This is a genomic window from Fictibacillus sp. 23RED33 (assembly GCF_015903925.1).
Lineage (GTDB): Bacteria > Bacillota > Bacilli > Bacillales > Fictibacillaceae > Fictibacillus > Fictibacillus phosphorivorans.
The window spans coordinates 126,822-151,567 of record NZ_JACZDX010000002.1 but is presented as its reverse complement, the minus strand read 5'-3'; the positions used below and the strand labels follow the sequence as shown (position 1 = coordinate 151,567).

At 43.2% G+C, this 24,746-nt stretch carries 19 protein-coding genes; 6 read left to right on the top strand and 13 right to left on the bottom strand.

Annotated features, from left to right (window positions below):
- Nucleotides 1-93: 93 nt before the first annotated feature.
- Together IHV09_RS09150 and IHV09_RS09145 are read right to left on the bottom strand one after the other, a co-directional pair.
- On the bottom strand, nt 94-1,386 hold the full coding sequence (locus IHV09_RS09150) for a hypothetical protein (RefSeq protein ID WP_197264270.1): 1,293 nt from the start codon (nt 1,384-1,386) through the stop codon (nt 94-96).
- Nucleotides 1,387-1,511: 125 nt separating this feature from the next.
- Nucleotides 1,512-1,703: a hypothetical protein gene (locus IHV09_RS09145; RefSeq protein WP_197128734.1), complete on the bottom strand. Its 192-nt coding sequence runs from the start codon at nt 1,701-1,703 to the stop codon at nt 1,512-1,514.
- A 134-nt stretch (nt 1,704-1,837) separates the two neighbouring features.
- On the opposite strand from IHV09_RS09145, the gene IHV09_RS09140 reads away from it, so the two are divergent.
- The 4 genes from IHV09_RS09140 to IHV09_RS09125 all read left to right on the top strand — a co-directional run bounded on the left by IHV09_RS09140 (nt 1,838) and on the right by IHV09_RS09125 (nt 6,154).
- The gene (locus IHV09_RS09140) at nt 1,838-3,241 is read left to right on the top strand and encodes a DHA2 family efflux MFS transporter permease subunit (RefSeq protein ID WP_197264269.1); all 1,404 of its coding nucleotides are present in this window, start codon (nt 1,838-1,840) and stop codon (nt 3,239-3,241) included.
- A 144-nt stretch (nt 3,242-3,385) separates the two neighbouring features.
- Nucleotides 3,386-3,838, top strand: a complete 453-nt coding sequence (locus IHV09_RS09135; protein ID WP_197264268.1) for a hypothetical protein — start codon at nt 3,386-3,388, stop codon at nt 3,836-3,838.
- A gap of 464 nt (nt 3,839-4,302) precedes the next feature.
- Entirely contained in the window at nt 4,303-5,844 is a 1,542-nt protein-coding gene (locus IHV09_RS09130; protein WP_197264267.1) for a PAS domain-containing sensor histidine kinase, read from the top strand.
- A gap of 58 nt (nt 5,845-5,902) precedes the next feature.
- Nucleotides 5,903-6,154, top strand: coding sequence for a hypothetical protein (locus IHV09_RS09125; protein ID WP_197264266.1), 252 nt, complete (start codon nt 5,903-5,905; stop codon nt 6,152-6,154).
- On the opposite strand, the gene IHV09_RS09120 is transcribed toward IHV09_RS09125, so the two are convergent.
- The 4 genes from IHV09_RS09120 to IHV09_RS09105 form a co-directional block, all read right to left on the bottom strand.
- Nucleotides 6,131-7,504 (bottom strand): GntP family permease, encoded by a 1,374-nt coding sequence (locus tag IHV09_RS09120; RefSeq protein WP_197189978.1) that lies wholly within the window; start codon nt 7,502-7,504, stop codon nt 6,131-6,133. The genes IHV09_RS09125 and IHV09_RS09120 overlap by 24 nt on opposite strands.
- A gap of 86 nt (nt 7,505-7,590) precedes the next feature.
- Entirely contained in the window at nt 7,591-8,625 is a 1,035-nt protein-coding gene (gene pdxA / locus IHV09_RS09115; protein ID WP_197264265.1) for a 4-hydroxythreonine-4-phosphate dehydrogenase PdxA, read from the bottom strand.
- 31 nt (nt 8,626-8,656) lie between these two features.
- Complete coding sequence (locus IHV09_RS09110; protein ID WP_197264264.1) at nt 8,657-9,964, bottom strand: four-carbon acid sugar kinase family protein; 1,308 nt, start codon at nt 9,962-9,964, stop codon at nt 8,657-8,659.
- Entirely contained in the window at nt 9,961-10,731 is a 771-nt protein-coding gene (locus IHV09_RS09105; RefSeq protein WP_231618234.1) for a DeoR/GlpR family DNA-binding transcription regulator, read from the bottom strand. Before IHV09_RS09105 ends, IHV09_RS09110 begins: the two co-directional genes overlap by 4 nt.
- Nucleotides 10,732-11,226: 495 nt before the next feature.
- Between IHV09_RS09105 and IHV09_RS09100 the strand changes: the two genes are divergently transcribed.
- Nucleotides 11,227-12,357 carry a fused response regulator/phosphatase gene (locus IHV09_RS09100; protein WP_197264263.1) on the top strand — a complete coding sequence of 377 codons (1,131 nt, stop codon included), beginning with the start codon at nt 11,227-11,229 and terminating at the stop codon, nt 12,355-12,357.
- Nucleotides 12,358-12,401: 44 nt separating this feature from the next.
- On the opposite strand, the gene IHV09_RS09095 is transcribed toward IHV09_RS09100, so the two are convergent.
- The 4 genes from IHV09_RS09095 to IHV09_RS09080 all read right to left on the bottom strand — a co-directional run bounded on the left by IHV09_RS09095 (nt 12,402) and on the right by IHV09_RS09080 (nt 17,813).
- On the bottom strand, nt 12,402-13,256 hold the full coding sequence (locus IHV09_RS09095) for a CheR family methyltransferase (protein ID WP_197264262.1): 855 nt from the start codon (nt 13,254-13,256) through the stop codon (nt 12,402-12,404).
- 13 nt (nt 13,257-13,269) lie between these two features.
- Entirely contained in the window at nt 13,270-16,026 is a 2,757-nt protein-coding gene (locus IHV09_RS09090; protein ID WP_197264261.1) for a CHASE3 domain-containing protein, read from the bottom strand.
- A 147-nt stretch (nt 16,027-16,173) separates the two neighbouring features.
- Nucleotides 16,174-16,776, bottom strand: a complete 603-nt coding sequence (locus tag IHV09_RS09085) for a hypothetical protein (protein ID WP_197264260.1) — start codon at nt 16,774-16,776, stop codon at nt 16,174-16,176.
- A gap of 269 nt (nt 16,777-17,045) precedes the next feature.
- Nucleotides 17,046-17,813, bottom strand: a complete 768-nt coding sequence (locus tag IHV09_RS09080) for a LamB/YcsF family protein (protein ID WP_197264259.1) — start codon at nt 17,811-17,813, stop codon at nt 17,046-17,048.
- Between the two features lie 257 nt (nt 17,814-18,070).
- Between IHV09_RS09080 and IHV09_RS09075 the strand changes: the two genes are divergently transcribed.
- Nucleotides 18,071-18,976: a C39 family peptidase gene (locus tag IHV09_RS09075; RefSeq protein WP_231618233.1), complete on the top strand. Its 906-nt coding sequence runs from the start codon at nt 18,071-18,073 to the stop codon at nt 18,974-18,976.
- A 41-nt stretch (nt 18,977-19,017) separates the two neighbouring features.
- On the opposite strand, the gene IHV09_RS09070 is transcribed toward IHV09_RS09075, so the two are convergent.
- From IHV09_RS09070 to IHV09_RS09060, 3 genes are read right to left on the bottom strand one after another with little or no spacing between them, the layout of a single operon-like run.
- Complete coding sequence (locus tag IHV09_RS09070; RefSeq protein ID WP_197264258.1) at nt 19,018-20,157, bottom strand: glycerate kinase; 1,140 nt, start codon at nt 20,155-20,157, stop codon at nt 19,018-19,020.
- A gap of 15 nt (nt 20,158-20,172) precedes the next feature.
- Nucleotides 20,173-21,846, bottom strand: a complete 1,674-nt coding sequence (locus tag IHV09_RS09065; RefSeq protein ID WP_197264257.1) for an alpha-amylase family glycosyl hydrolase — start codon at nt 21,844-21,846, stop codon at nt 20,173-20,175.
- The gene (locus tag IHV09_RS09060; RefSeq protein ID WP_197264256.1) at nt 21,846-24,512 is read right to left on the bottom strand and encodes a glycoside hydrolase family 38 C-terminal domain-containing protein; all 2,667 of its coding nucleotides are present in this window, start codon (nt 24,510-24,512) and stop codon (nt 21,846-21,848) included. The genes IHV09_RS09065 and IHV09_RS09060 overlap by 1 nt, the downstream gene beginning before the upstream one ends.
- Between the last annotated feature and the right edge of the window lie 234 nt (nt 24,513-24,746).

Here is a 24,746-nt window from a genome sequence, read left to right as displayed (position 1 = left end):
TTTCTATGAGTCATCATTTTTACCATCAAGTCCCATCAAACCCAAAAAAAAATGCCCCTCATCAGTATGAGAGACATTCTTCCTCGACCTATTCTATTTCACCGCTCGAGCAGCAGCTTCCACGAGATCAACTGTTTGATCCACTGTATTTCGGCGAAACTCCTTAAACTCCTCCGTCATATATACGGATTTGTCCTCTGAGTAAAATTCTTGTGCTGCTATATGCAGATGTCCACCTGGAATATCGGTCGCACCAAGACCTAAGCGAACGCGATTCGAGCGGTACATGCTTTCGTTAGACAGATAGCTTCCGCCTCCACCCTCTTTCGCTTTAGAGCCCGGTGTTGGTCCATCTTCATTACAAACTGCTGGGTCTTCAAAGTTTGGCGGCAGCCATTCACATACTTCATCATTTCGGAAAACCGGCCACGGTCCCGTTTCAGCCGCAATCATCTCTTCATATGGAAGAGTGGTTTCAATAAACTCCGGAAGCGGCTTTGGCATCGGCCAATGAGCTGCAGGGGGTGTGATTTCCGCTCGTTCTTCGAGCTTGTTGTCAGCACCCGTATGATAGCGTCCGGCATATCCTTCGATCGCCATCTTACGCGGTCCGCCTTGACTGATGGTCATGATTAAGTCCACTTGTTTCGAGCCTTGCTTCAAAAATGGACCGAACGTGTTCTCCACAATTCCATCTTCAAAGTCATCCCATCGAACAGGGAAATTCGCAGCTTGTATCAAAGCTAGCCCATCACCTGTCCACACCCATCGTCCGTCGAGCTGCAGACCGCTTGCACCTGAAGGGTTGGTCCGTCTAAATTCTTGTTCAAGGCGGTACGGATCGAATCCACTCACAAGGATCCGCTTCACTTTTTTGCTTTTCGGATAATCGATCGTCGTAATGCCTCTTGATGTGTATTCTAACGATTTCATCAGCTTATCGCGTTGTTCTTTCGTCACGTTAAACGCAGGATCCCATTGTCTGAGAGCACTTGTCATATGTAATCTTGCCCAGTATAGTGGTCGATCATCATACGAATCGAGCTCGCCTAAATCTGGTCTTTTTCCTTGAGCGCGGTCAACGGCTGTTTTCCATAATGCCGTTCCATGCTTCTGTATCACTTTTTCAGCTTTTTCTGGACTTCTTGCTGAACAGAGATCTTTTTTAAAACGATCCACGTATGAGGTAAATTCACTTTCCTTCAATAACTGTTGCGGAATCGGTCGGCCATCCTCAATTCTCTCTTCTTCTGCTGTTAACGCTACATTTGTGTCAAAGCAGCTTGTCTGATTCTTTGCTTCTGCTGTCTCACCATTTTCAAAAATAACGACTCCGAGCAACAAAGCGCATGTCATTCCTATACTTCTTCCAAATGATATCTTCACGAAAACCCTCCTTTTGTTCCTTATTGTAGAATAACGACAAAATCATTTGAATAGTATGAATTGTTTAATCCTGTATCATTTCGTCGAAAACAGCCATCCTACTACCCAGGAATAAATGAGTGTTTTTATCTCCGGCTTACATTTATCACGATGATCAGCAAAATAAAAGCGATTCTGATCAAACGATCTTTCGCTACAATTTTAAGCAGACCCACAGAAACGATACCTAAAAGAGGTCGATCTTCTAATAATAGAATGGTAATCATATCGACGATCAACAGGACTTCATCCAGCGCGGCTAACTGCTCTTCTTCCATATCACTCACCCGCTTTTTGATTAGTGTATGTCATGGGGAAGAAGATGCTTTTCATGAAAGCAACTTTATATCAATTCCGTTTAAAATCCTGTAAGCTGTACACATCATGACATGTTAGATGGGAATGAACGACTATGGAAACCTCACAAAATTATAAACAATCGACGATCGTTGCCTTGCTGCTGGCTGGTACGTTTATTGCGATATTAAACCAAACACTCATGATCACTGCGATTCCGCCGATCATGAAAGAAATGAACATTACGGCGAACAGCGCTCAATGGCTGACAACCGTATTCATGCTCGTCAACGGGATCATGATTCCCGTCAGTGCGTTTTTGCTCGAACGGTTCACGACACGGCAGCTATTTATTTCTGCGATGAGCGTTTTCGCTGTTGGAACACTCGTTGCAGGACTGGCGCCAAATTTTGAGACACTCTTACTCGGAAGGGTCATCCAATCAAGTGGAGCTGGGGTAATGTTGCCTCTTATGCAGACCGTATTTTTGATGATCTTCCCCGTGAACAAACGCGGATCAGCGATGGGATTGGTCGGGCTCGTGATTTCATTCGCACCTGCTATCGGTCCTGCTCTTTCAGGCTGGGTAACATCACATTACTCTTGGCGGGTACTCTTTTTCATCATCTTACCGATCGCCATCATTGATATTATCGTAGCCTTTTTTGCTTTAAAAAATGTTACGGAAACTTCAAAAACAAAGGTAGATGTAACATCGATCATTCTGTCATCGTTCGGTTTTGGAGGGTTGCTGTACGGATTTACATGCGCAGGTAATTTAGGATGGACCGCGCCAAGCACCCTGCTTTGGCTCGCAATCGGTGTCGTGGCTCTTGTTTTATTCATCACACGACAACTGCGTTTAGCACACCCGATGCTCGAGTTCAGAGTGTTCGCAAACTCCATCTTCCCGCTTACGATCATCATCGGAATGATCACATTCTTAGGATTGATTGGAGCGGAGACGATCATACCGCTATTCATGCAGAACATGAGAGACTTTACAGCGTTTGAAGCAGGTCTTGCACTCTTACCAGGTGCACTCATCACGGGGCTTTTGTCACCGATCACAGGAAGGCTGTTCGATAAGTTTGGTGCGCGGTGGCTGGCGATCATCGGATTAACGATCATAACAGGATCATCATTCGCGTTCGCCACTTTAAGTCCCGCTACATCTTTTACATTCTTAACCGTGATGTACGGCATACGGATGTTTGGCCTTGCGATGGTTATGATGCCTGTTGCAACTGCTGGACTCAACCGGCTTCCGAAGCGATTGATCCCGCACGGAGCGGCAATGGATAATACGATGAAGATGATCGCTGCATCAGTCGGTACTGCGATTTTAGTGACCGTCATGACCACAACTGCCGAAACCGCGGCAGAGCGCCCTGAAATTACACATCCAGATATGTATGGCGCGAACATGGCCTTTATCGTCGTATCCGTTTTATCTTTGATCGGTTTAGTGATCTCTTTCTTTATAAAAGAAAAACAACTAGAAACTGAGGGCAGCTGATTATTCAGCTGCCCTCTTTGTAAATTTGGTCTATAATAGCTCGATTGTTCGTGACAAGCCTATCTGATTAAGTAATACTAAAGGTAAAGCTTTATTTTCTTAACATTTCAATACATATATCTTTTAAATTAGGGGGTTACCATCTTGAATCAGCTCCAACATACGCTAGCTAAAACACTCATCGATGATTCACCGACACTGGCTGAGCAAATACTCACACTACGGTTTAAGAAATATCCGATAAAAGATAAACAGCTCTTTGATCGTCAATCATCAACCGATTACATTATGAAATTAGTCCAGCTCATCGGCAGCTCACTCGTGCTATCGCCGTCTGCAAGAGAAGATGGATTAAAAGTTTGGGCGATCCAAACTGCTCGCTATGCGCTTGAATACGGACAATCGTTAGACGTTGCCATGCAATCCACCATTTTTATTCGCAGTGAGATTCTTCATGTGATTGAACGCCTAGCAGAACAAGGAGAAACTAGCGTAAAAGAAGTGATATTTATCATTCAAGAGATAAATCAGATGCTCGATCTATGCTTTCAAGTGTTTACCGAAACCTACATGGAGAGTATCTTAGAAGCGATGTAATCAGCGACACTTGATCACAGTAGATCGAGTGTCTTTTTTTGTTTACCCTCATTATTTATCATAAATTCTTAGTTTCTTATATTAAAGATTGTTGCTTTTTTTGACACCATTTGAAAAGTTGATTGCAGTGTAAGGTGCGTGCCTACCACTTGAGAACCTTCTAAGTAAGGCATGCGACGAGGAAAAACACCCCAGTAGCATTTGCTTGTAGACGCAGGAGCAAGGAACTTTCTTAAACCAATCAGGTGAGACACCTAAGGGCACAAGGCACAGAGTGCCCAGGTGGCTCACCGCACTCCCCCGGAAAGCGAGCACCTGAAACGGAAATCAACTCCCCACAAGGACAACAAAAGCATTACTAAGAAAAGTTTTATCATTCCTTTTCTTCCAATAGAAGGGATGTTTGTCGAAATGTCGAAGGTTTCAACAGATACATTCGGAAACTGTTCGAGGAGGCAAACCCCATGGAAGGTTGTAAGACGCTTGGAACGAAAATAAAAGAAAACAGCAAACAACTTGTAGACACACTAACGCCGATCGAGAACTTAGGAACTGATTTTTCGATCTACAAAACCAAAGTATCTCACTGGATGGAAATTCTTTTTCAATACTTAGGTGAAGGCTTATCGGAAAATGTTCAAACCGCTGAAGAAAAGATCAAAAAATGGGCTGACTCATTCGGCCAGCGCTCATCCGAGTTGGAAATTCCGCTCGATCACGCCCTTCATTTTATCTTCGAGTCCCGTGTTATCATCTCACAGCTGTTAAAGGAGGAATTTGGAACACGAAGCACTAACGTTAATGGTGCTATTACTGCATCCAATCGCCTGAACCTTTTGATCGATACTGCTGCTCGTTCAATCGTTACACACTATACAAAATTCATGCATAACACGAAAAAAGCTCTCCAACATACAAATCGAGATTTAGATATCTCAATCCTAGAGTTAAACAACATTCGAACGGCTCTCTTTGAAGGAACGATCTTCTCCGTTACAGACAAAGACGATCGCATCATTCAAGTGAACGATCACTTTTGTGAGTTAACGCAATATACCCGCGAAGAATTGATCGGACAAGATCATGGCAAGATCTTCTATTCAGGCGTTCATTCAGATAACTTTATTCATCATATTAAACAAGAGATCAAATCTGGCCGTGTTTGGAACGGTGAGATCTGCAACAAAGCGAAAGATGGCTCGCTCTATTGGGTGGATACGACGATCGTTCCATTTCTAGATCCGGAAGGTGTGGCTTATCAGCACATCTCAATCCAATACGATGTGACCGAGAAAAAGAAAACAGAGGAAATTCTATTGAAGTCTGAAAAGGTTTCATTAATCGGTGATTTGGCCGCGGGAATCGCTCATGAAATTCGCAATCCGCTCACATCCATCGCAGGGCTCGTTCAACTGATCAACGAATCTGATCATGAGAAGAACACATTTTTTAAAGACATCATTCTGACTGAGATCAATCGCATCAATTTTATCGTGAGTGAACTAATGGTCCTAGCAAAACCCCATGCTGTTTATTTCAGCTGGTTCAATATCGTTGAGAGCATCCAGAACGTCATCGATCTCATGCAGCCTGAAGCAAATTTACGCAACGTCATTATTTCATTTGAGAAAGAAAAAGACATGCCGCTCGTCTATGGTGAAAAGAACCAGCTGACTCAAGTGATCATCAACATGATCAAAAACGCGATGGAAGCCCTGCCTGACGGAGGTAAGATCTCGCTCTCTGCTGCTCCTGTTGACGGCCATGTTGTTCTTACGGTCAAAGATAACGGAGTCGGCATGACAGATGAGCAACAAAAAAGAATCGGTGAGCCGTTCTACTCGACAAAATGCAACGGTACGGGCCTCGGGCTCATGGTCTGTTTTAAAATCATTCACAACCATGGAGGAACGATTCTGGTAGACAGCAAACGGAACGAAGGCACCTCATTTCGGATCACATTGCCCGTTCATGCGGCATCAGCCGTTGATCCTGTTCATAAATAATGCTCGATAGAGAAGAATCTACATGATGTAGGTTCTTTTTTTGTTGGATTAAGATGGCATGGGAGGAGTTAGCTGTGGTCATGAGCTGCTTAGCGGTCGTCACAGCTTGATTACAAGTGCTAAGCGAGAGTTTAACGGTGGAGCGACCACGTTTACCGGTGAAAACGAGAACTTTACCGGTGAACGCGTAATGAATGATCAAAACACGTACCGTAAAAGACCCCCTTCACATACAAAAGAGCCTCACCACGATTTCAACATGATGAGACTCTTTTTAAACATCTGTTTAAAAAACCATATTTGCGACTAACAGTGACACTAATCCTACGAACCAACAGATCGTCGTCGGTACAGACCAGACCATGATCTGTTCTTTTACCTCTTTAATGCCTAACATCCGGTTAACCACCCAGAACAAGCTGTCGTTAAAATACGAGAAGATCATCGAACCCATCGCTGCAGCTTGAGCCGCGAGTGCCATGTTCACATCTAGCTGAGAAAGGATCGGTGCTGAAATAGATGCTGCAGTTATCATCGCTACCGTACCACTTCCTTGTACGAGGCGAACGATCGTCGCGACGAAGAACGGAATCAAGATTGCAGGAAGTGGAAGGTCTGCAATTTTTTCAGCAATAAAGTTCCCCGCTCCACTCTCACGAAGGACATTACCAAGCGCTCCACCTGCACCTGTTACTAACAGGATGATACCGGCTGTCTGAATTCCCTCTTCCATGCGGTCAAGTGATTCAGAGCGACTCAAGTTACCGGCTAAAGCGTAGATCGCTACAATGAGTCCGATACTTACGGCAATAATTGGCTTTCCTAAGAAAATCAGGATTCCGTAAAAACCAGATGTAAGTTCGAGTGCAGTTAATGTCGTGTTTAAAAAGATTAGTAGAATCGGCAGAACGATCGGTAAAAGTGAGCGTCCTAAAGAAGGTAGAGCATCCTCTCGCGCACTAGCTAGCTCGATAAACTCTTGATAAGCTGCTTGTTTAGTAGGTCGTGTGAAACCAAGTTCGGAATCATCTGGCACTTGATAGATTCGTTTACCTATCCATTTGGCGTAAAGAACACCCGCGATCATAGTCGGAATGGCAAAAAGAAGGCCAAGCCCGATCATAAGTCCGATATCTACTCCAAAGATTCCAGCTACACCTAAAGGACCAGGCGTTGGCGGTACTAAAGAGTGGGTGATCACAAGACCCACTGCTAAAGCAACACCTAATGACACGACCGACTTCCCCGTTTTCTTAGATAGAGCTTTTACGAGTGGATTTAAAATAACAAACGCTGAGTCAACAAAAATCGGAATGGAAACCACATAACCCGCAATCGCCATCGCCCATTCTTCTTTTTTCCTGCCGACAGCTTTTATCAGTGAATATGCCAGTGTTTCAGCCGCTCCGGACACTTCGAGAATCCGTCCGATCATCACACCGAGTCCGATAACGATCCCGATAGAGGCAAGCGTACTACCGAACCCAGCCGAGATGGTATCAGCGACTTTACCAGGTTCCATACCTCCGACAAGACCGGCAATTGATGCCGCAATGATCAGAGCTAGAAAAGCGTGAATCTTTGTTTTTAAAACGAGAAAAATTAATGCAATAACCCCAAGAACTAAACCAGCTACCATTTGTGCTCCTGATACTTCCATTTCATTAACCCCCTTTATGTAAGCGCTTTTATTTTATTGAAAGAATAGTGAAGGGCAATAGTACCCTTCACTTTCATGTAACTATCTTAAAGACTGTTCGCAGTAAACTTTGGCGCATATTGAGCTGCAAGTTTGATACACTCTTCCATACTCGTGCTCTCTGCAATGTTCTTACCTGCAATATCAAACGCTGTTCCGTGGTCTACCGAAGTTCTTAAGAACGGAAGTCCGTTCGTGATAGAAATGGTTCTATGAAAATCTGTCATTTTTGCTGCGATATGTCCTTGATCATGATAAAGCGACAACACTGCATCATATTTTCCGTTAAGTGCTTGGAAGAATACAGAGTCTGCTGGAACCGGACCTACTGCGTTAATTCCATCTGCGACAGCTAGCTCAATACCCGGTTTGATCTGCTCGACTTCTTCCCAGCCAAACAATCCGCCTTCGCCGCTATGCGGGTTCAGTCCAGCAACAGCCCACCGTCTGTTTTCAACACCTAGACGAGCGAGCGCTCGATCACATCGTACTAAATAATCATGCACACGTTCTTTCGTCATAGCTGCAATTGCATCTTTTAATGAAAGATGGCGTGTTAAGAAGAAAATTCTCATCCCTTTTACTTCAAACATCGTTAGAGGATCATCTGAACCTGCAAGTGCTTCAAGCATCTCCGTATGACCGATATAAGGAACATTCGCCGCTTTTAACGATTCTTTGTTGATCGGTGTTGTTGCCAGCGCTTTAACCTCACCTGCTGTAGCAAGCTCTACTGCTTTTTTGATATATTCAAACGCTCCATGTCCGCCTTGAGCAGAAACTTCGCCATACTGGAGCTTATTCATATCAATATTGTTTAAGTTGATTACATCAACTGTTCCTAGTTCGTACTTTCCTTCTGCTGGTGATGTTACTTCATTAATTGTAAGGTCTGCACCTACGATCTCAATCGCTTTTTCAAGTACTGCAGCATCTCCGATCACGAGCGGTTTACAAACATCATAGATCTCTTTTTTTGCAAGAGACTTCATTGTTATTTCTGGTCCTATACCTGCCGGGTCACCCATTGGAATTGCGATGATCGCTTTTTCTGTAGTTGCCGTTTTTGTAGTTGTTGTCATGTTTTGTTCCTCCTTCAGTTGTTTAAAAGATTTATTGAAATTGCTTTGTAGACGTTTGGTTTGCTAAAAGGTGCTTTACAATCGTGTGAATCGCTTTTTTGTCACCAACCATGCCGCCTTTTGTTGCGAGCGGTATACCATCAAAGTAACCTCCGATGAATTCACCGTATGCGACGAGAGGTAGCACTTCGTTTTTTAGCTTGATGCCTTCAGCTCTTCCAACAGAACAGAGGGAAGCCGTAACATCTCCTCCACTGGAAAAACAGCCGCCGATCTCATAATGCGTTGACTGAATGACAATTCGCGTGATCTTCCCTAACCCATCTGCAATTCTTTTTGCGAGTTGATCCTGACTCACACCTTGCTCTTCGGCCAATCGTTTTAGTTCTAACCGTTTTGCCTCTGGTGAATTAGTCGTGATGATCAGGATGTCTTGGTGAAGGATAGCTTCCAAGGCAGCCGTCACAGCTCTTTGAACTTCTGTTTCCCAGCTGTCCGATAGACTTGCTAATTGTTCAGCATCAACATAGACCGGCTTCGCATCCGTTTTGTCGATCAAGTATGTTAGCTGATCTCCGCTCAAAGAGGTTACACTTCCGACTGTGACGAGAATCTTTTTACTTTGTGTATGGAGAGATGTGTAAGCCTTTGCATAATAAGCCGTTAATGGTCCAGGATCTACAGGTATGAGTTGATAATCCTCAATCAATGCCATCGCATGTGCAATATCTTCAATCTCTTCATCTGTTACCGCATCCATCACAAGAATGCGATTGCCCTCGTCTATTTTACGCTTTAACGCCTGCAGAATCGTTTTCTTTCCTTGTAAAACAGTCTCGAGCCCGATGTGTGTTACAAGATACTCACTCTGTTTACTTATAATAGAAGGAACGTACGATTCAGTAAGAGGCATGACCGGATCTTTGGCCACATCCGTCGCTTGAACAGGTACACCATCGACGAGTAAGTAACCCCCAGATGTAATTCGGGATGAATCTGGAAACGATGCAACGACAACCGCAATCGACCGTTCGCCAAGTTCATTTAAGACCATGTCGATCTCTGTTCCGATGTTTCCTCTTACGGTACTGTCGATTCGTTTACAGATAACATCTGCACCCCAACGCTGAAGGTTGTTCATGGACTTTTTAATCCGCATCTCGGACACATCTTTTCGTGCATACCTGCTATCCGTATCGATACAAACGGCGTTATAACTTCCTGAAGCTGGTTCTTGATCGTAATACACCATTGTTGCCGCTTCAAAACCTTGCTTGATCAGTTTTACCCCTGTCGCATTGGCACCTGTTAGATCATCTGCGATAACGCCGACTTTCATCCCTTTTCACCACCTTCAACGGTTACGACTTCTAAATATTCATTCAGCATTTTTTCCGTTTCATCTAAAATGTGCTGATCTGTAATCAATCCGTGTATCTGATTTAAGTCACAAACCTTTGTTAGTGATTTTTGATCAAACTTGCTAGAGTCAGCCACGAGCCATGTTTTTTCTGATGCTTCAATCATCAGCTTTTTGATCGCAGCCTTCTCATAAGTCGGTGCTGTAACACCCGCTCGGCTGTGGATCGCATGAGCTCCTAAGAAAAAGAGATCTACGTGAATCCCTTTTAACATTTGCTCTGTTAATGGGCCGAACAATGTTCCAATCGTATTTTGAAGTTCGCCGCCAGTAACGATTACTTTCACATCCGTATCTAGAAGCTCAGCTGCAATTTTTATATCATTTGTAACAACTGTGATCGTCGTTTTCTCTTTTAACAATTTTGCGATCTCTAACGTTGTCGTTCCTGAATCTAAAAGAATAGTAGAGTGATCCTGTATGAATTGTACAGCTCTCTCGGCGATTGCTCTCTTCCGATCGTTGAACTTTCCTTCTTTTGTTCGGAAAGATGATTCCACGACTAACGGCTTGTTAAGTATCGCTCCGCCATGCGTTCTAATAATCTGGTCCGTTTCTTCGAGAAAAGCAAGATCACGCCGGATTGTCATCGCCGAAACATTTAATTCGTTTACTAAGTCCTCAATCTCAATTTTTCCGTTCGTATTTAATTGTTGAAGAATATGCTCTCTACGCTCTTTAGGCATTATTTTCATCACCTTTGTTATTTTCGAACACTTTATATGTATTATAATGTTACAAACGAACACTAATGTCAACTAAAATGTTTAAAATGAACACAAGGTTGAGCAATGTGTCTTTTCATGAATAATTACTGTGGCGATAAGTGTCGAAAATCGTTTAAATTATTTTATACGTGAAATTATTGTGGTTATCCGTGAAATTAATACGCTTATCCGTGAAAATAATTTGGATTACCGTGGATATATTTCAAGCAGTCTATCTGGTGTGCACAAACCGCAACGATGTCCTTATCCTGAACACAGTCTATTACGCAACACACACCCTCTTCTACTATTACTAGCATAATCACTCCTAATAACTGTTCCACCACCACTATCCCACTCTAAATAATCTAAAAAATAGTCCCTTTCTGCATTTACTTGTATACTAGAGTTATAGATATGAATGATATTTGAAGAACACACAATAAATGGTACATATAAGGGGAAGAAGTTTGAATGTCCATGCTGATCGTTGATGACAATACGGTAAATTTATTTGTAATAGAGAAAATATTGAAGAATGCAGGATACGAAGACTGTACCTCACTCTCATCGGCTCAACAGCTTTTCGATCACCTCGAAGAAAATGAAAAAGAGCTGAACAAAAAGTCGATCGACTTAATTCTCCTTGATATCATGATGCCGGAGATTGATGGGATCGAGGCTTGTCAGCGCGTACAGAAAGACGAGCGCTTCAAAGACATTCCGATCATCTTCATCACGGCGCTTGAAGACTCTACGAAGTTAGCAGAAGCACTGGACTGCGGCGGTATGGATTATGTGACGAAGCCTATTAATAAAGTAGAACTGCTTGCTAGAATTCGAGTTGCACTTCGATTAAAATACGAAAAAGATTGGCATGCTGAACAAGAACAAAAGATTCAAAACGAGCTCGATCTTGCGATGCAAGTTCAAAAAGGGTTGTTGAATCCTCCGATCAAAGAAGACAACATCACGATAAACGTGTCTCACCTGCCTTCCTTTAAGCTAGCGGGCGATATGTATTATTGGCATAAGTTCGATGACCATCGATATGGCATCATCTTGCTTGATATGATGGGGCACGGAATTTCCTCTTCTCTTGTCTGCATGTTCATCTCTTCTGTTATGCGGGATAGCATTAAAGAGCTTAAAGATCCGGAGCTCGTGATCAAAGAATTGAACCGTTACATGGCGCTTCTTCATAATCCGAAGAACGATTATAACTACTATTTCACAGGCATCTATCTTTTGATAGATACGGAGAAAAAGACGGTCGAATACGTGAATGCCGGGCATCCAGAAGGCTATGTGCTCGTTGATAATTCGCTTCAATCCATTGAACGCAGCTGTTTTGCTGTAGGCTTCTTTGAGCAGATCGAGGTGAAGAAGTCTGTAATTCATTATGAAGATAATATTCAGATGCTGCTATTTACGGATGGTGTGCTAGAAGCTGGTGACGACGAAGAATTGATGCTAGAGAAGCTGAAGTACGTGGCTTCTGAAAAATGGAGTAACATTCGCTCGCCAATCCATCTGGTCATGCCAGAAGAACAGCAAAAAGGTCAGAGCGATGATATGTGTATCATGATGATTCAAGCCAAATAAAAAAAGCAGGATAGAAGAGGCTTTCACACCCCTTCATCCTGCTTTTATTTTTTTTTATAAATTTTTACTTGTTCGGCAAAATCAGCGTACTTATCCGCACAGTCCGCAAATTGAATGGATTCTTTATCACCAAGTCCAAGGAAACCATTCGGGCTGAGGCTATCGTAAAACAGCTCATGCACTTGATTTTGCAGAGCAGCCGTAAAGTAGATCAAGACATTTCGGCAAAGAATCACGTGAAATTCATTGAACGAATGATCTGTCACAAGGTTATGCTGCAGAAAACTGATCTGCTTTAATAACGAAGGTTTTAAATAAGCAAAGTGGCCGTCTGTCGTATAGTACTCAGAAAATGCTTGAGTCCCTCCAGCCGCCATATAGTTCTTCGTGTACGTCCTCATCTTGCTCAGCGGCAGAATACCTGTACGCGCTTTGTTCAGCACTGGTTCGTTCATGTCTGTCGCATAAAATTTCGTCTTATGACTTAAGCCTTCTTCTTCCATCAAAATCGCCATCGAATATACTTCTTCACCCGTGGCACATCCTGCATGCCAAATACGGATCTCCGGTAGATCTCTCAACTCGGGAATCACCTTTTGGCGAAATGCACGAAAGAACTCCGGGTTACGAAACATCTCCGTAACGTTGATCGAAAAGTCATTGAGCAGCGTCGTCATGAAAGCTGGTTCATGCAGAACTTTTTCCAGCACGCCCGTAATCGTTGGAATCTGTTCGAGCTGCATGCGGTTGTGGACACGTCTATGGATGGAGGACCGCATATACTGGCGAAAATCAAATCCAGATACGCGGTACAATCCTTCTAACAACAGATCCATCTCGAGTGTTTCCGTTATGCTATTTTCCTGGTTGTCATCGTTGTTCCATAAGAAATCATTCATCAGTGGTCGATCCTCACTTTGTCATCCAAACGTGCATTACAGAAAAGAGCTGTTCGAGCTTCAGCGGTTTGCTGATATAATCAGACGCCCCTGCTTCAAGACACTTTTCACGGTCGTTCTTCATCGCTTTTGCCGTTAACGCAATGATTGGCAAGTCCTTGTGGTCACCTGTTCCGCGAATGCGCTGCATCGTTTCATAGCCATCCATCTCTGGCATCATGATATCCATCAAAATCAGATCAATTTTCTTGTTCGCATCAAGAACGTCCAGACACTCCATGCCGTTATTGGCGATCAGAATGTTCATTCCTTTTTGTTCTAGAGCTGTTTTTAGCGCAAAGATATTTCGGTTATCGTCATCTGTGATCAACACCGTTTTACCGTAGAATACGTTCTCTTCATCAACAGAGATCGATGGTTGTTCTGACTCAGGTTCTGCAGGTACAATTTTAGCTGTTATTGGTGCTTCTGCCACAGCTACCGGATTGCTGGATTGTTCAAGTGCAGTCGCCACTTCAGCTGATGCTCCAAGGAACGTTTGAACAGAAACTTTTTCATCAGAGATACTTGGAATAAGAAGTTTAAAGGTACTTCCTTTTCCTTCTTCACTTTGCAGCTGCAGTCTTCCGCCTAAAAGCTTCGCAAACTCACTGCTGATCGATAAACCAAGACCTGTGCCGCCAAATTTGCGAATCGTTGCTCCATCCCCTTGCTGGAAAGCTTGGAAAATGAGTGCGTGTTTCTCTTTCGGTATGCCGATTCCCGTATCCTTAATCGCAACTTCTAACCAATAATCAACACCGTTGTAGATCACATCTGTCTGAACCCTTTTCACGCTAACAGATACTGATCCTTTTTCCGTAAACTTAAACGCGTTGGACAGCAGGTTCTTGACGATCTGCTGAAAACGTTTTTCGTCTGTCTGCAGAAGTGGTGGGACGTCAGGAGCCATGTTAATCGTAAAGTTAAGATTCTTTTGATCCGCGATATGCGTAAAGTTTCTTTCCAGGTTAGCCGGGAACTCACTGAGGTTCACCTCACTAAGCATGATTTCCAGTTTACCTGCTTCTACCTTCGAAAGATCTAGAATATCATTGATCAGATTCAGAAGATCTTGTCCGGATGAATGGATCACTCGAGCGAACTCTAACTCTTCGTCCGAAAGTGACTGGTTGCCATTTTCAGCAAGCATCTCGGAAAGAATCAAGATACTGTTAAGCGGGGTTCTCAGTTCATGAGACATGTTCGCCAAAAACTCTGATTTGTATTTAGACCCTGTTTCTAACTGCTTCGCCTTATCTTCAAGGTCCTTTTTAGCGATCTCAAGTGCCTTCGATTTTTCCTCAGCATCTTGTGATCGTGATTCCAGCTGCTCGTTGATCATCTGCAGTTCTTCTGATTGCATCTGCAATTCTTCAGATTGCGTTTGAAGCTCTTCAGATTGCGCCTGCAGTTCTTCTGTCATCGCTTGTGATTCAGATAGAAGTCTTGCAATCTCCATTCGGTCGATCACTCGGTTGATCGTGAGTCCGAATGTTTCAAGCACTTTTTCAATAAATGCAATGTGCTGGTTGCTGTAAGTCGTTAGGCTCGCTAGCTCGATTACGGCTACAATTTCATCTTCGTGCACGATCGGCGCAATCAAGATGCTTTTCGGTTTTGTTTCACCAAGTCCAGAAGAAATGAGCGTATAATTTCCATCGATTTTTTCGATCACTTGAACTCGTTTTTCGAGTGCACATTGCCCGATAAGACCTTGTCCTAACTTAAAGCTAGCTCGTCCTACATCTGCATCCGTGTCCGCGAATGCTCCTTTTTTAACAAAGCGAACGTTTTCCTCTTTACCTTCTTTAATATAAAAGGCACCGTACGACGATTCCGTGATCTGTGCTGTTGCCGAAAGGAAGATCTCCGCTAGCGTTTCAAGCGATGAAACGCCTTGGTTCCTACTCACAACATCCGTGACACTTCGTTGTAGCCAGTCGCGTTCTTCAAAAGAGTTCAACAGTTCATTCGTTGCTTCTCCTAAATCTCGGATCTCATCGTTCGATTTCACATGAATACGGCTGCTCAAGTTTCCGCCTGACGTCATGGCACGTATCGTCTCGACTACTGCTTTGATCGTCTTAATGATCGAACCAGAAATAATATAAGCAAGCGTAATGGATGCGATAACAACGAATCCTAGCAAACTAAAAAGACCGATCTCTAAGTATCGATTCTGGTCGTTCAGATCATCTGCGCGTTGTTCAGTAAGTACTTTTTCTTTTGTTCGAAAAGAATCGAATTGCTGAAGCACTTGTGCTGTCTTTTCTTTCCCTGGATCTAGTCTGAAGAATTCTGTGATACCCGCCGTATCGTTCTGCTGCTTCATTTTAATAGGCGGATCTCCCGCAACTGCGATCCATTCTTTAATGTTTTCGTTAATCGTTACAGCGTTTTTTTGCTGATTCGGATTATCAGAGAGAAGTTCGCTCAGCGTGTTGAAGTCCTTCGTCCATTTTGAACGAGCTTCATCATAAGACTGAAGATAGCTCTCATCTCCTGTAATCAGATAACCCCTTTTGTTCGTCTCCATTGTTAGCAAATCTTTTTCAATCTGACTCGTAAGGTCCCTGACCGCAATATCATGCTGGATGATAAAGTTCCTCTCACTCTTCATGTTATCCAGCTGGTTGGTCACCGCAAGAATAGCAGCAATTAAACAGACAATGATGACAATGTAGCCAGTAATAATTTTCTGGCGAATACCGAATCTAAAATTATTCATCCCCTATATTCCTGCCTTTTTACAAAAAATGTTTTTATGCCTAATTATACTGTTATTTGTCGGATAAAGGTAGCTTGAAGACGCGTGGAATGTGCTGGAAAAAGAAAAAACTAGATTTCCTTGTAATGGAGTTCTAGTTTTTGACGTTTACGCTGTATGTAGTAGCTTCTTTTTATAGTGAAGGGCGGATAGTAATTTTAGTCCACCTAAGGTACTTAATTGTTTATCGAGAATAGCGAACGCCTCGTCTCTGTTGCCGTTACGTCGATGCTCTTCAACTGTTAACCATGTCACATAATCGCGGTCTTTCAATTGTTTCTTGTAATTCTCGTATTCGTCTTGTCTGCCTTCTTCCATCGCGACGATTGCAGAATAATAGAGAGTGAGATCACTTTTTTTCATGGTCTGTAGAAGCTCCTTTACATCTACCCATCTTTCTTGCTGTGTGAAAAGCATGATCTCAGCATATTTTCTCGCCTGAGCTTGTTTGATTTTCGTGAGCTTCGTTTCAGCCTCACTTTCTTCTTCATATAAAAATGCATATAAAAAGCGGTGGTACGGCTGCTTTGATTTTAGTAAGTACTTCTTTACTTGTTCAGCATCTTTTTGCCACATTAACGGATAGAGAAGAGTTAGAAAAGAGCCTGCTACAAAAAATAGTAGCAGCGTGATGAACATCCATGTTGATGCACCAAGTATTGAGAGTGTCAATGATAGAATAAAAAAGATAAGGTAAAGAATCCAAATCATAGGTGTGATGCTTCCTTTCTTTAGTCGAAGTTTCCAGATTTATTATGACATAGAGAGGGGTTTTACGGTACGTGTTTCTATATTTGCTACACGTTCGCCGGTAAAGTCGGTCTTTCCACCTGTAAGTGAGAGTTTCCACCGGGGAGCCTTCATTTTTTACCGCTCACCGTCCCTCTACCACCTGAAAACCACTCCTAACCACACGAACCAACCTACCTCACATAAAAAAAGCTCAAAGACGCTTCCCTTTGAGCTTTCTACAGTCTAATTTAAATACTTTCTCCGATTTTACGTACAGAGATCCCAGAATCCTCTAACGTTTGTCTGATTTTCTTCGCAAAACTCAGTGCATGCGCACCATCACCGTGGATGCAAACCGTATCTGCCTTAATATCAACGTCAACATCTTGCTGCGTCATCACTTTTCCTTCTTTAGCCATACCAATCACTTGTGCGACAGCCGCATCATCATCCGTAATCACAGCATGTGGCAATTTGCGTGAAGTAAGCGTGCGATCTTGCTGATACGTACGATCGGCGAAAACTTCAGATGCTGTGCGCAGCCCAACCTTTTCACCTGCCTGAACGAGCTCACTCCCTGCAAGTCCGAACAGAATAAGCTCAGGATTCACTTTGTAAACGGCTTCGGCAATCGCTTCAGACAGTTCACGATTCACCGCTGCCATGTTATAAAGCGCACCATGCGGTTTCACGTGTTGAATCGTTCCGCCTTCAGCCTGTACAAATCCCCACAACGAACCAATCTGATAAACCACCATCTCATATGCTTCCTGTGGAGAGATATCGATGTTTCGGCGGCCGAATCCAGCCAGATCAGGCAACCCCGGATGAACACCGATTCCAACGCCATGCTCTAATGCTAATTTAACGGTTTTTCTCATCGTCGCAGGATCTCCCGCATGAAAACCACATGCGATGTTGGCTGATGTTATGTATTTTAAAATCTCTTCGTCTGTTCCGAGTTTGTAAGCGCCAAAACTCTCGCCCATATCACAGTTAATATCAATAATACTCATGAAATGACCTCCTACTTTTTAAACAGTTGTTTAATTTACACCAACTGTACGATAAGTTTAAACACTTTGTAAAACGATTTATTAATCAGTAGTTTACCAAAAGTTTTATATGCACAATATGGTCTATGCCATATCTCCCGTCGTTTTTCTAAGTAATGGTTATTATGTTAATAAAATAAAGAAGATTGCCCATTGCTGAAAATTCTGTCATTTAATAGAGTTTAAGAGTGCCAAAAATTAAATGATGGAGGGGAAAAATGAAGGGGATTTTAAAAAGTTTACTTGTTGTTTGTTTATTGCTTAGTATTTCTACATATTTTTCAGGAATAAACGTTTCTGCTGCTACTAAAGTTAGTAAAACTCTTTATGTGAATGTGGACGTTGCCAATATCCGTTCAGGTGCGAGTACAGACTATAAGATAGTCACTCAGCTTAAGAATGGAACAAAAGTAGTCGCTTTTGAACAGTTTACGAATTCTAGAAACGAGCTCTGGTATCGCATTACGTTACCTGATAATCGAACAGGTTGGATCGCGAGTTGGCTTGTTAAAACAACCGTTCCTACTAAAGTGTTATTGAATGCACCTCTCGTTTCTCAATTGCCAGAGCTTCCAAGAGGTTGTGAAGTTACGAGTTTAGCCATGCTGTTAAATTATGCTGGTGTAAAAGTAGACAAGATGACACTTGCAAAACAAGTTGTAAAAGATCCAACGCCTTATCGCAAGGTAGACGGAAAAGTGTATTTTGGTAATCCAAACGTAGGCTTTGTCGGCGATATGTATGACAAAAGCAAACCTGGTTATGGCGTATATCAAAAACCGATCGACACGTTGACAAGGCAGTATCTTGGTAATCGGGTTGTAAACTTAACTGGAAAACCTTTTACAAGTGTTACAAACCAGCTTGATAAAAAGAAACCTGTTTGGGTAATCGCTAATACGTGGTTCACTAAACTTCCTTCTTCTCAGTTTCAAACTTTTTATACGGAACAGGGACCCGTCAAAATCACGTATAGAGAACACTCTGTACTCGTTACAGGTTATGACAGTCAATATATCTACTTCAACGATCCTTTGACGAACGAGAAAAACCGTAAGATCAATCGAACAAACTTCGTTGCCGCTTGGGAACAGATGGGTAAACAAGCGATTAGTTACAACTAGAAATCATAAATAAGAGAGAGGCATGGAGATTCCATGCCTCTTTATTTGACATACTTTATAACACGCGCAATGTTTTCCGCTGTTTTTTCCACATTAGTCGCTCCGTGCAGCAATGCTTCCTCTAACGTCACCACACAGTTCACCACGCTAAAAACAGCATCAATTCCGTGATCATACACCGCTTCATAATCAGGACCTATGCTGCCAGCAATCGCAACAACGGGTACACCGTCCATAACAGTCTTCGCTCGTTTCGCTACACCAACTGGCGCTTTGCCATGAATGGTTTGAGAATCGATCCGGCCTTCTCCAACAATGACGAGATCCGCATCACGAACCCTATCTTCAAAATGAATTACATCAAGCACAAGATCAATTCCGCTCTGCAGCTTTCCGTCTAAAAACGCCACAACTCCTGCACCAAGGCCGCCAGCAGCGCCCGCGCCTGGTAACTCATCTACTGCAACACCAAGATTTCGCTCCACTACTTCAGCGTATCGTTTTAAACTTTCATCTAAAACGCCAACAATATCTGGCGTCGCACCTTTTTGCGGTCCAAAAACTGCCGATGCCCCGTGCGGTCCCGTTAACGGATTTGTTACATCACACGCCACATCCACTTTCACCGATTGCAACCTAGCATCCAGTCCAGAAACATCAATGGTCAAAAGTTCACGAAGCGCTTCACCACCAGCAGACAATTCCTCACCGTTCACATTCAAAAACTTCACACCAAGTGCAGACGCCATGCCAGCACCACCGTCGTTTGTTGCAGACCCACCAAGACCGAGTACGATCCGCTCCACTCCTCGATCCAAAGCATCCAGAATCAGTTCACCTGTTCCCCGTGTTGTTGTCACACAAGGATTTCGCTTCTCTCTCGGAACAAGATGAAGACCGGATGCGGCAGCCATCTCGATCACTGCCGTCTTCCCATCACCTGTTACGCCGTAAAATGCATTTACTTTTTCACCGAGCGGACCGGTTACCTGGACTTCGACCATCTCGCCGCCTGTCGCATCAACAACCGATGTAACGGTTCCTTCTCCACCGTCGCCAACAGGAACGTGCACATATTGTGCGTGAGGAAACGTACTTTTGAAACCAGTTTCCACTGCTCTACAGACCTCAGCCGCTGTCATACTTTCTTTAAATGAATCAGGAGCAATGACAATCTTCATCCGTGTCCACCTACTTTATTTTTTAATCCACATAAACTGATACGGAACAAGTTCAACGGTTCTCTCAACAGAATTGCCACTCCACAAGTCTTGCCCACCGAAAGGAAGTTCCACATCGATCAGTTTGTTCGATGCGTTCATCACGAACAACACCGTGTCATCTGTTTCTTCATTTCTGCGAATCAGTGAGAATACCTGCTTCCCAAGATCTACAATCGACTGTGAAGCGAATGGCGAGAACGCCGTTTCCTGCTGACGCGTTCGAATCAACCGCTTCAACCCCGTAAACACTTTTTGACGTCGAGTAGATGTTTCCAAATCAGCTACCACCTCATCGTATTGAAACTTTTGGCGATTGATTCGGCGGTTGATTCCTGACGACTCCAATCCTTCATAATCGTTTTCAGACCCTAACAGCGAATGATAATAGACGGCTGGAACACCCATCACGGAGAACAAAACGGAATGTGCCGCAAGCATTTTTTGCACTTGCATATCTTCACTCGTATCTTCGTCTTTGTTGATGAGCGCATCCATGTAATTGATGTTCAGCTCGTAAGGAGATTCCGTTCCGTCTGGGTTACTTTTATACGAAACACGACCGCCGTTACTCAGTACTTTCTTAGCCAATGAGGAACGCTCTTCTTCTGTTAAAATTCCTTCTGTTGGACGCATGCCGATACCGTCATGACTCGCTAAAAAGTTAAAATACGTAGCCGAATCAGACACCTTTTCAATCGACTTCGCCCAACCGGTCAGCTTACTCGCATCATGAGTCGTTAACGTGTGCAATACGAGCGGCGGCAGTGAAAATTGGTACACCATATGTGCTTCATTGTTTCCGTCACCAAAATAGCTGATATTCTCTTTATGCGGAACATTTGTCTCTGTGATCAAGAGCGTGTTTAACTTCAGCTCTTCTAAAATCTCACGCCACAACTGAATGATGGCATGTGTTTGAGGAAGATGAATACAAGTCGTACCCGATTCTTTCCACATGAAACCGATCGCGTCTAGGCGAATGCTTGTCCCACCGCGGTTCGCGTAATTCAGTAAAATATCCGTCATCTCCAGCAACGCAGGAAAATGCTTAAAGTTCACATCCACCTGGTCTTCAGAGAATGTGGTCCACGCAGTCTTTCCACCTTCGTACTCGTGAAATAGCGGAGAGGTGCGAGGACGCACGACGTTTGAAGCATCGAAACCTTCTTCTTTCGGGGTAAAATAGTTCGCATATTCTGCCTCACCCTTCAGATAGCCTTGAAACCACTTGCTCGACTTCGACATATGGTTCGCCACAAAATCAAACATTAAACGATAATCGCCTGAAAATCGTTCAATTTCCGACCAATCCCCCAGTTCAGGGTGGATCTCACGATAATCAACGACCGAAAAACCATCGTCAGACGTATACGGAAACATCGGTAACAAATGTACATCCGTAATCTCATCTGCCGCGTATTCGTTAATGAACTTGTTCAACGTTTTTAACGTCGGCTCCCCTTCTTCTTTGATGATGTCGCCGTACGTGATCAGATACACATTTTTTTCAGAAAGTGGAGCTGTCTCGCTCCACTTCTTCTCTTTCCACCCATCAACAAGCTTTATGATTTCATCTTTATAGGTAGATGAAAATTCTTCGCCATAGATCGTTTTTAACAAATTCTCAACTTTTTTTGGAAAACTCATTACACATTCTCCTTCATACGAAGCTTTAGTGTGACATATCCTTTTGCTCGAACCGTCACTTCGTCTTTCACGTCGATCACACTTTTTTCGTTCAGTTTTGTTTGTGCAACAGACTGGATGTGTTCGCTTCTTAATAAGACTGTCTGTTCTACCTCACTCGGATTAAAAAAACGTAAGACGACCGAATCATCGTCATGCGCTTTTTTCATCGTGCTTAGGAACAGGTCACCTTCTGTCTCAAACAAGCTGAATCTCGCAGGCAAGATATCCACTGGATAAGGAATTTCAAAACGGTCGAGTCTCTCTTCAAACGTGTTCAACGCTTGCTTTTGATAACTCACACTGTGTCCGCGATAATTATCTACCGTGTTAAACAACCGTTTAACATCATGACCTTCTGTGACCGTAATTGCGTACTCGAACGACATTTTCGTCTGCATTTGGGCATCTGGCGTGTAAACGACTTTGTTGTTGATACCTGACGCGCGGCCAGGTCTCCAAGCTAAGTTGTCACGACCAAGTAGCCCAACACTTCGGAACAGCGTTAAAGCGAGTTGCCCTGTTTCTTTGATCAACTCATACTCTTTGATGCCTTTTGTGATAACAGCAGAAGTTAACTCTCCGTTCGTTACACCTGCTAGATTTTCAAGCGGATAGATCGGCACTGGTGCTTCAGCGAACTTTTCTTTTTTCCAGTTCTCCATGTACGGATTAACGGTCGGGCGCTGAATCAAGCTGAAACCTTGATCACCGAACGAGTAATCTGGTCCTTCAACAGAAGTTTGCAGCAACACGCGCACGCGGTGATCTTTTACTTCGTTTTCAATGTCATGTGTAACCCGAATAAAGTCCTCACCACTGCGTAGTTCAAATCGGGTTACAATGGCTAGATTCCCAGTTGCGTCTCCAACTTTACGTTCTTCCAAGTCTTTTGACACCTGCAACAGATGTACGACCTCCATAAATTCTACAGCTTCACTTCCCTCAACATAAACAGATTCGATCTCTCGGGAATAAATCGGAGAATCTCCAGCAAGCGGAGAGAAGTCATAAGAATCGCCCGCATCCGCAACATTTTCGAACTTCACAAAATCTGAGATCGTCTTGTTCAATGCTTTCACCGTTAAATGCAGTCTGCCATCTTCCTCGTAAATGCGGAAGCTCTCATTCTGTATCGCTCGGTTATCTTCAACTTTCGGAGCTACATGTTCAATCACTTCATCTTCCACTACTTCAAATGTTTCATAGCCCATGGACGGAAGTTTCACATTCTGTAAAAGCACTTCGTTTCTGTAATAACCTGGCGCTTCTACTTCTTTCTCGCCATCCGCCGTTACGACGATCGTCTTTCCACCTGAGATATATTCCTGATTCAATACGTCAAACAAAACAGGATTTCCGTCTAGGTCACGAACACCAAACCCTTTTTCTTTTGTAAAAAGAACGACTTTTTTAGAGCCTTCAAACGCTTTAGGAAGCAAATGGAACATCACAAAGATCGAATCTTTGCCTAGCTTACGGCTCACAGCTTCTGATATCTGTTTTTTTAATAGATTCAAACAGCCGTCAGCAATTCGTATAACTTTCGTAAGACGATTCACGATTTCTTGGTTCGTGTCATCAGAATTACAACCACCAATGCTGTCATGCGCATGAACATCGAAAAGCATCTTCCACATCTCATCCAGCCATCGTTGCGGATATTTAAAACCTAGCGTACTTGCAAAACTCGCTAATGGTTCAAGTTCATAAATGACTTTTTCTTCAGCCAGATCATTCAGCTTTTTGATGTCATAACGCTGAGACCGAATCGTATTATGGATACGAGATTTTTGAGTCGCGATCAGCTCACCTTCGATCACGTTCTTAAAATCTCCTTCTTGCCACGTATCCTTCATGAACGTTTCATAGTCAGATAGCACATATTCGTGTTTGTCATCTTTTTCGTTCAGCTTTTTTACCGTTTCAGGAAAATGCTCACGCACGAGCACTTGGTCACCACCGGCTGGCAACAACAAGTTATCCGTGCTCGCGTTCAGATCAGCTATTTTTTCTAAAATAGGCAGCAATCGTTCTTCCATGTACTGAGGATCATCTGATAAAAATTTTCCTGGACCGTAGCCGAAGTAGATATTGTTTGCCTTCACGCTCTCGCCGTCTGGGGATTGCCACGTGAAGTTCAGATCACCGTTCAACTGATCGGTATAGATTCCACGCTGTAACACGCTGTAATCGATATCAAATTCTTTGAACAATGATGGAAGGTACGTGTTTTGACCAAAAATATCAGGCAGATAACCAACGTTCAGGGAGTGACCCATCTTTTCAGCGATTCGCGTTCCGTACATTAAGTTGCGGATCAATGACTCTCGGTTAACAAGTAGTGAATCTGCTTGTGTGTACCAAGGTCCTACGAAAATACGCTTATCGGCGATCAAACGGCTTAACCGTTCTTTTTCTTCTGGACGAATCTTTAGATACTCATCAATGATCGAGCTCTGCGCGTCAAATACATAACCTGTATACTCAGGGTCTTTCTCCATAACATCCATCAATCGGTCCATGTTTTCTACGAGTAGTAGGTTTGAATCTTCTATAGTAAAGTACCACTCGCGATCCCAATGCGAATGCGGTACGACGTATACCTTTTTTTGTTTCTGTTTCATGCTGTTTCCCCTCCCGAGTTGCTCACGTTTAATAGAAAGAGGGGTCACCTTTTTAACAAGATGCGCCCCTTTTTTATTTTGAATGCTTATTTTTTCAGCTCAAATCGACGTATAGTCTAAACAGTTCGGATTTTACGGTACGTGTATTTTTATTTGTTACACGTTCGCTCAAACTGGTCTTTGTTTTACTCATAACATCCTCTGTTTCGCTCATTGGAACCTATCTTTCGCTCA